The following is a 575-nucleotide window of genomic DNA, read 5'->3' on the forward strand; positions in this document are numbered from 1 at the left end:
TAATATCGGTTGAAAATGCGTCTCAAGTTGAGACGCATTTTTCGACATAATCTGAAATGAGGAGGAATACATTATGGCAAACAAAAAGGAAAACCCACTGATTGGGTCGTTCCGCGCTCCTGTCCCCGGCGAACCGCCCCCTGCTGGGCCCACCGAGGATAAGAAGCCCACCGAGCCGCCCAAGGCCGCACCCGACCCCAAGGCCACCAGCACCACCCCCGCCAAGGCTGACGAGGGCAAGAAGCCCGCCGAGCCGCCCAAGGCCGCACCCGACCCCAAAGCCACCGGCACCACTCCTGCCAAGGATGGCAAGGACCAGAAGCCCACCGAGCCGCCCAAGGGTGCGCCTGACCCCAAGGCCACCGGCACCACCCCCGCCAAGGACGGCAAGGGCCAGGAGCCCGCCGAGCCGCCCAAGGCTGTGCCCGCCCCCAAGGCCACCGGCACCACCCCCGCCAAGGACGGCGAGGGCAAGAAGCCTGCCGAGCCGCCCAAGGCTGTGCCCGCCCCCAAGGCCACCGGCGATACCCCCGCCAAGGACAGTAAGGACAAGAAGCCCGACGCGCCCCCCAAGG

1 pseudogene is annotated in these 575 nt (G+C 66.6%); it reads left to right on the forward strand.

Annotation, left to right across the window (positions count from 1 at the left end):
* Window positions 1-73 precede the first annotated feature (73 nt).
* A pseudogene (locus D1641_RS19040) lies at window positions 74-575 on the forward strand (hypothetical protein); the annotation flags it as partial.

It is taken from the genome of Colidextribacter sp. OB.20, from assembly GCF_009911595.1.
Taxonomy (GTDB): Bacteria; Bacillota; Clostridia; order Oscillospirales; family Oscillospiraceae; genus Lawsonibacter.